At 74.6% G+C, this 7,065-nt stretch carries 7 protein-coding genes; 3 read left to right on the top strand and 4 right to left on the bottom strand.

Annotated features, from left to right (window positions below; all coding sequences use genetic code 11):
• Both ACRWNP_RS20240 and ACRWNP_RS20235 read right to left on the bottom strand, forming a co-directional pair.
• A partial coding sequence (locus tag ACRWNP_RS20240) for a hypothetical protein (RefSeq protein ID WP_431963292.1) occupies positions 1-221 on the bottom strand: 221 nt, incomplete at its 3' end.
• A gap of 110 nt (positions 222-331) precedes the next feature.
• Positions 332-1,084, bottom strand: coding sequence for a DUF2637 domain-containing protein (locus tag ACRWNP_RS20235; RefSeq protein ID WP_431963290.1), 753 nt, complete (start codon positions 1,082-1,084; stop codon positions 332-334).
• Between the two features lie 489 nt (positions 1,085-1,573).
• On the opposite strand from ACRWNP_RS20235, the gene ACRWNP_RS20230 reads away from it, so the two are divergent.
• The 3 genes from ACRWNP_RS20230 (at position 1,574) to ACRWNP_RS20220 (ending at position 5,264) form a co-directional block, all read left to right on the top strand.
• A complete protein-coding gene (locus ACRWNP_RS20230) occupies positions 1,574-3,103 on the top strand; it encodes a carboxyl transferase domain-containing protein (protein WP_431963288.1) in 1,530 nt (509 codons plus the stop codon).
• Between the two features lie 623 nt (positions 3,104-3,726).
• Positions 3,727-4,893 carry a methyltransferase domain-containing protein gene (locus tag ACRWNP_RS20225; protein WP_431963286.1) on the top strand — a complete coding sequence of 389 codons (1,167 nt, stop codon included), beginning with the start codon at positions 3,727-3,729 and terminating at the stop codon, positions 4,891-4,893.
• On the top strand, positions 4,890-5,264 hold the full coding sequence (locus ACRWNP_RS20220) for a GntR family transcriptional regulator (protein WP_431963284.1): 375 nt from the start codon (positions 4,890-4,892) through the stop codon (positions 5,262-5,264). Before ACRWNP_RS20225 ends, ACRWNP_RS20220 begins: the two co-directional genes overlap by 4 nt.
• A 10-nt stretch (positions 5,265-5,274) precedes the next feature.
• Here the strand turns inward: ACRWNP_RS20220 and ACRWNP_RS20215 are convergent, their stop codons facing one another.
• Both ACRWNP_RS20215 and ACRWNP_RS20210 read right to left on the bottom strand, forming a co-directional pair.
• Entirely contained in the window at positions 5,275-5,817 is a 543-nt protein-coding gene (locus ACRWNP_RS20215) for a TrmH family RNA methyltransferase (protein WP_431963282.1), read from the bottom strand.
• Complete coding sequence (locus tag ACRWNP_RS20210) at positions 5,817-6,932, bottom strand: DUF5925 domain-containing protein (RefSeq protein WP_431963280.1); 1,116 nt, start codon at positions 6,930-6,932, stop codon at positions 5,817-5,819. The genes ACRWNP_RS20215 and ACRWNP_RS20210 overlap by 1 nt, the downstream gene beginning before the upstream one ends.
• Positions 6,933-7,065: the final 133 nt, after the last annotated feature.

The following is a 7,065-nucleotide window of genomic DNA, read 5'->3' as shown; positions in this document are numbered from 1 at the left end:
CCGAGCCAGAGCGTCAGGAGGTAGCCCGGGCTGTCCCATGTGCACGTGTACTGATAGGCCTGGCCGGAGTTGACGAAGTTCTGGCCGGCCGTCTTGCAGGCAGCACTCGTCGAGTACACCTTGTAGGGCACGCTCGCGTTCGCCGGGGCGGCGAGCGCCAGCATTCCGGTGAGCGTCGCGGCCACGGCCACGGCGACCGAGGCGCCCCTGCGCTTGTTCATGTCCCCTCCAGGAAAAGCTCGTTGGTCGACCGGATCACCGGCATCCTCACATCATCGCAATGGACACGTCAATGATGCGGATCATGGGCGGTGTCCGCCGTGCCGGCCCCTCAGGAGGAGTGCCGGCTGCGGGAGGTGCGCCGCGGGGGGTGGGTGAGGGTGATCTGCCGCACGAGCTGGTGGAAGCAGGACAGCGCCGCGATGGCGGGGAGGCTCGCGACGGTCCAGTCGGTGATCGTCCGGGGGGCGGAGGCGACGCAGAACAGGATCGCGAAGGCCGAGAAGAGCAGCACCACCGCCCAGGAATGCGGCGCGCGGCGCTGGTGCAGCGCGGCCCGCAGGATCGACAGCGAGGCCACCATCCAGGGGCCGTACACCAGCAGCGGCCACCAGTCCGCGAGCCCCGACGCCCCGTCGGTGGCGGCGATGTGGCGCAGCGGGTCGTGGGCGACCATCCCGCCGAGCACGCTCACCATGGCCACGATGGTGGCGGCGACCGCCGCGACGAGGAAGCTGAGCGTCTGGGTCCTGGTCACCTTCTGCCGCAGCGCCGCCCGGCGGATCCTGCGGTGCCGGTGCCGGGTGAGCGGCAGCTCGTGGGTCGCGGCCTCCGGGGAGGGCGCGGCGAAGACGTCGTCCTCGTCGTCGTCCACCTCGTCCGGCAAAGGGGGTTCGAGGAGCTGGGCCAATTCCTCCTCGGACGTCCACACCCCGTTCAGGACGTCGTAGTCAGGGGCGGAGAAGACGCCGTTTCCCGACGTGTCGTCAGGGGTCCGGCGGGGACTGTAGATGGTGTGACCGTTGAGATGGTCCTCGTACGGCATGTCGTTCTCGAAGCGGAAACGGTCCTGCAAAGGCGGCATGAAGGAATCCCTGTCGGGGCCGGGCGTGGGCGGGGGATACGGGGAATGCACGCCCTAATACCGCCCCTCCAGATCGATTCCGGAGCAGCGGCGGGTGAAATCTCCCTCGATCCCGACCATTTCGTTGGCGAACTGTTCCAGTTCCGAAGAGCAGTACACGAGTGGAACGCGCTCCTCGCCACGCTCGATGTAGGCGTCCGAACTCCGGCCGAAGAATCCCGCCGTTCCCGGGACGAAGACCCATTCCCCGAGGGGGACGCCTTCCATCGGGCGGTACGGACGGCTGCGGCGGATGGGCGCCGGGACCGTCCGGGGGACCTCACGCCCGGACGGCGCACCCGGCGCGTTCTGGGGATCGACTGTGACCACATCCCCACAACGACCTTCGGACCGTGATGGAGTTGCGCCGTTCGAGTGACCTCCGCCCCGTGTTCCGTGAGGTGTTGGCCCTGGCCACAGGCCTCCGGCGGGCACCCTAGGGTTGGTGCCATGACCGAACCGACGCGCCGCAGCACGGCCGCCCTCGAGTTCATCGACGCCGTCGTCGACCACGGCACCTGGCACGGCTGGGACGAGCCCGTGACCGCCCTGCCCGGGTACCTCGACGACCCCGGGTACCGCGCCGACCTCGCCCGGGCACGTGAGCGCACCGGGCTCGACGAGTCGGTGGTCACCGGAGAGGGCCGGATCCGCGGCCGCCGGGTCGCCGTCGTCGCGGGCGAGTTCCGCTTCCTGGGCGGTTCGATCGGCGTCGCCGCCGGCGAACGCCTCGTACGGGCCGTCGAACGGGCCACCCGCGAGCGGCTGCCGCTGCTGGCCTCGCCCGCCTCGGGCGGGACGCGGATGCAGGAGGGCACCATCGCGTTCCTGCAGATGGTCAAGGTCGCGGCGGCCATCACCGACCACAAGGCCGCGGGCCTGCCCTACCTGGTCCACCTGCGGCACCCGACCACGGGCGGGGTCTTCGCGTCCTGGGGCTCCCTCGGGCACGTCACCGCCGCCGAACCTGGGGCGCTCATCGGCTTCCTCGGCCCCCGGGTGCACGAGGCCCTGTACGGCGAAAAGTTCCCGCCCGGCGTCCAGGTCGCGGAGAACCTGCTGGTCAATGGCATCGTCGACACGGTCCTGCCCTCCGCGGAACTCGCGGCCGCCGCGGCACGCGCCCTGGGGGTGCTGTGCGGCGACACGGCGGCTGCCCCCGGCACCGGACGGGCCGAGCCAGGTCCCGCCCCCTACGTCCCCGTCCCCCCGGCCGCGGAGTCCGTCCGGCACTCACGGCGGCCCGAACGGCCTGGACTGCGCGCCCTGCTGGCCGTGGCCGCCCGGGACGTGACCCCGCTCAGCGGCACCGGCGCGGGGGAGCGGGACCCCGGACTCCTGCTGGCGCTCGCCCGGATCGGCGGCACGCCCTGCGTCGTCCTCGGCCACGACCGGCCGGATACCGGCGACGGCCGGCCGCCCGCGCTCGGCCCCGCCGGCCTGCGGGTCGCCCGCCGTGGCATGGGCATCGCGGCGGAACTCGACCTGCCGCTGCTGTCCGTCGTCGACACGGCGGGCGCCGCGCTGTCCCGGGAGGCCGAGGAGGGTGGCCTGGCGGGCGAGATCGCCCGCTCCCTCGCCGACCTGATGAGCGTGCCCGCCCCCACGCTGTGCCTGCTGCTCGGGCAGGGCGCCGGCGGGGGCGCGCTCGCGCTGCTGCCCGCGGACCGGGTGGTGGCGGCGCGGCACGCGTGGCTCTCCCCGCTGCCGCCCGAGGGGGCCTCGGCGATCCTGTACCGGACGACGGAGCGGGCGTACGAGGTGGCGGAGCGCCAGGGGGTGCGGTCGGCGGACCTGGCCGCGCACGGGATCGTCGACCGCGTGGTCGAGGAGCGGCCCGACGCGGCGGACGAGCCCGAGGCCTTCCTGGCCCGCCTCGGCGCGGTCCTGGGCGAGGAGCTCGCGGCCCTCCGCACCCGCCCACGCGCCGTCCGCCTCGCCGCCCGCCGCACCCGCTACCGGAACCTCGGCCTGAGCTGACCTCACTCCGCGGACCTCGTTCCGCGCCGCGGGCGCCGGTGGGGCGCGTTCGGGGGCGGGATCCGCCCGCGCCCCGCCGGAGTCACAGGGGGTGGCTCCCCCGGCCACGGTGCCCCCGTCCGGGGCGGGGACACCGCTGATGCCGGCGAGGGGCGGTGTCGCCGTGGGGGCTATTGCGGCCATGGCCGGGAGCCGTCCGGTCCTCGTCCTCGGGCGCCGGGCGGCTTCCGCTCGGCGGTTGCCTGGCCGTCGCCGCCGCGCAGGCGTGGTGACCCGGGGGCGCTGGTCTGCCGGTCCTCGGGGGCCGGGCTTGGTGCGGGTGGCGTCCGGCGGGTTCCGCTGGGGTGCTGGACGGCTTCCGCGCGGCGGGTGCCGGGGCGAATCCGGGCTTGTCTCGAAGGTGGCGTTCGGTCGTGGGGGGATCTGCCCGCGCCCTGCCCCCGGAATCCAGGGGGGTGCCGCGCCTTGGACGGGACGGCGGTCCGCCCGCCCGTGGCGGGGGCATGGCCATGCGGCCGATGTTCGGCTGGGGGCGCCCGTCGACGCCGCGCCGCCGCTCCGCCCCGGCGGCGGGCCGTCCGCGGTCATCGGGCGGTGTCAGTGGGGGGTGGAAGGATCACGGGGTGGGCGAAATCAGCAGTGACGCGTACTGGGACACCGTGGCCGACCGCTTCGACGAGGAGCCCGACCACGGCTTGCGGGAGCCCGCCGTGCGGGAGGCGTGGGCGGCGCGGATGCGGGCGTGGCTGCCCGCCACCCCGGCGGACGTGCTCGACCTCGGCTGCGGCACGGGCAGCCTCGCGCGGCTGGCCGCCGAGCAAGGACACCGGGTGACCGCGGTCGACCGCTCCCCGCGCATGGCGGCGCTGGCCCGGGCGAAGCTGGCCGGCACCGGGGCCCGCGTGCTCCTCGGGGACGCGGCCGAACCGCCGGTCGCCCATGCCCGGTTCGACGTGGTGCTCGTCCGCCACCTGCTGTGGGCGCTGCCCGACCCCGTGGCGGCGCTGCGCCGCTGGGCCCGGCTGCTGCGCCGTGGCGGACGCCTGGTGCTGGTCGAGGGCCGCTGGGGGGAGGCCGAGCCGGTGGGCATCCGCGCCACCGAACTGGCCGCGATGGTGCGGCCGCTCGCCGAGCACACCCTGGTCGAGCAGCTCGCCCACGACACCGCGCTGTGGGGCGGCCCGGTCCACGACGAGCGCTACGTCGCGGTCGTGCGGATCAAACAGCCCCGCAGGCACACGGAGATCGTCGACGTGCACCTCGTCCTCCGCCGCGGCGACGAGGTCCTGCTCGGCCGCAGGGCCGGTACCGGATACGCCGACGGCCTGCTGCACGCACCCTCCGGCCACGTCGAGGACGGCGAGGACGTCCTGACCGCGCTGATCCGCGAGGCCCACGAGGAGGTGGGTGTCGTGCTGCGCCCCGAGGACGTCTCGGTCGCCCTCGTCATGCAGCACCGCGCGCCCGGCGGCGGTGAACGCATCGGCTGGTTCTTCACGGCGGACGCGGCCGTCCACGAGCCGGTCAACCGCGAGCCGGACAAGTGCTCCGGGCTCGGCTGGTTCCCCCTGGACGCGCTGCCGGACGACATGGTGGCGTACTGCAGGGCCGGTCTGGAGGCGTACCGCGCGGGCGAGCGCTTCGTGCTGCACCTGCACGAGCCGGGGGACGCGATCGCCCACGACCCGGCGGGGCCCGGCCGCGCCGTCGTCCTCACCGACGGCGCGTGCAGCACAATGGCCGCGACAAACAGCGCCGATCCGTCCCGCCGGGAGGACGACACACCGTGAGCCTCAAGATCACCGTCAGGCCCGACGCGGCCACCGCGCCCTACGAGCAACTGCGAGAGCAGATCGCGGACCAGGCCCGTTCCGGCGCTCTCCCGGTCGGCTACCGGCTGCCGACCGTCCGCGGTCTCGCCGACGACCTCGGCCTGGCGGCCAACACCGTGGCCAAGGCCTACCGCGCCCTGGAGGCGGACGGTGTGATCGAGACCCGAGGCCGGGGCGGCACCTTCGTCGCGGCCGCGGGCGACGCCGCGAACCGGGAGGCGGCCGCCGCCGCGTCCGCCTACGCCCAGCGCGCCCGGCGCCTCGGCCTGGACCGCGCCGCCGCCGAGGCCGCCGTGCGGGACGCGCTGCGCGCCGCGTACGAGGCGTAGCCCGCGCCGTTCACAGCAGCCCGGCCAGCTTGTAGAGCGCCAGCGATCCGGCGACCGCGACGTTGAGGCTGGCGCCCGTGCCCACCATGGGGATCTCGACGGCGAGGTCGAGCAGGTCCAGCGCCTCCGGCGGGATGCCCTGCTGCTCGTGTCCCAGCACGACGACCGTGGTGCGCCGCGCGGCCGGCAGGTCCGCCAGCCGGACCGCCTCGTCGGCGAGTTCGACCCCGACGACGTGCGCCCCGCGGTCGCGCTGCCGCTGCAGCCAGCCCAGGGGATCGCCGGTCCAGTGCACGCAGGCGGGCCGCCGCAGGGTGTTGCCGCGGGCGAGTGCCTCCGGCACCCAGGGGAAGCGCGGGACGACCAGGCACGCGCCGACCGCGTCGCAGGTGCGCAGCAGTGTCCCCAGGTTGGCGCCGTGCAGCGGCCACAGCGGCGCCGCGTACAGGTGGTCCCAGCAGCCGTGCGACCGCGGACGGCGGCCGCGGCGCAGTTCGGCCGGGGTGCGGGTCCGTATCCTCCCCCGTGCTCCGCCGGGGGAACCCCCGGCCATCAGAGGTAAAGGCCTCCGGAGGCGGAGGCCGCGGCCGTCTGGTGGGGGAGCGCCGTGCCGCCGGAGGCGGAGGCGGCGCGGCGCAGCGCGTACAGCTCCGCGAGCGTGGCGCCGTCCCGGCCGACGCCCTCGGACGTGCCGAGCCAGCCGGTCGCCTCGGCGCGGGTCAGCGGGCCGACCTCGATCCGGGCCAGGCAGCGGCCGGGGCGGACCACCGCCGGGTGCAGCCGCTCCAGGTCCTCGTTGGTCGTGATGCCGACCAGGACGTTGCGGCCCTGGCCGAGCAGTCCGTCGGTGAGGTTGAGCAGCCGCGACAGCGCCTGCCCGGTCTGGTGCTTGGCCTGGCCGCGAATGAGTTCGTCGCAGTCCTCCAGGAGCAGCAGCCGCCAGCGGCCCGGCCCTTCGGAGTCGTCCTCGCCGATGGCGATCTCCATCAGATAGCCGACGTCGTTGAAGAGCACCTCGGGGTCGAGGACGCAGTCCACCTGGCACCAGTCGCGCCACGCGCGCGCCAGCGTGCGCAGCGCGGAGGTCTTGCCGGTGCCCGGCGGGCCGTGCAGGAGCAGCAGCCGGCCGCTGACGTCGTCGGCGGTGAGCTTCATCAGTCCGTCCATGGCCTCCGCCACCGGCGCCGTGTAGTTGCCCCGCACGTCGTCCCAGGGGGCGGCGCTGATCTGCCGGGTGATGCGGTGCGGCCCGCGGCGCGGCGCGACGTACCAGAAGCCCATGGTCACGTCGTCGGGCTGCGGTTCCGGCTGGTCCTCGGCGTCCTCGACGGCCTGCGCCAGGACGCGTCGCGCCAGCTCCTCGCTGACCGCCGTCACCGTCACATCGGCACGACGGTGCCAGCGCGAGACGAGGATCGTCCAGCCGTCGCCCTCGGCGAGGGTCGCGCCGCGGTCCTTGTCCCGCGCGGAGCGCAGCACCGATCCGCCGCCCGGGACGAGCGTCAGTCCCGACTTGACCCGGTCCAGGGACGTGCCGCACGAGTGGGGCTGCTCGCCGGTGACGAAGCGGCTGAGGAACAGGGCGTCGATGGCGTCGGAGGGTGAGTCGTCGTCGTTCATGCCGAGACGGATGGACAGGGCGCGATGCGGTGGCGTTGCGTCGGGCATGCCGCACATGATCCGGCACAAGGTCCGCATTCGCACCGGGTTTTTGCGGAGTGGCGGAATCCCCCTGAATCCCTGAACTCCCGGTGAAACCGGCTTGATCCGGGCATTGCGCAGGTTACCCCGGCGGGTGATG

It is taken from the genome of Actinacidiphila sp. bgisy160 (assembly GCF_965342435.1).
Lineage (GTDB): Bacteria > Actinomycetota > Actinomycetes > Streptomycetales > Streptomycetaceae > Actinacidiphila.
The sequence above is the reverse complement of the archived record's forward strand: the minus strand, read 5'-3'. Positions and strand labels throughout refer to the sequence as shown.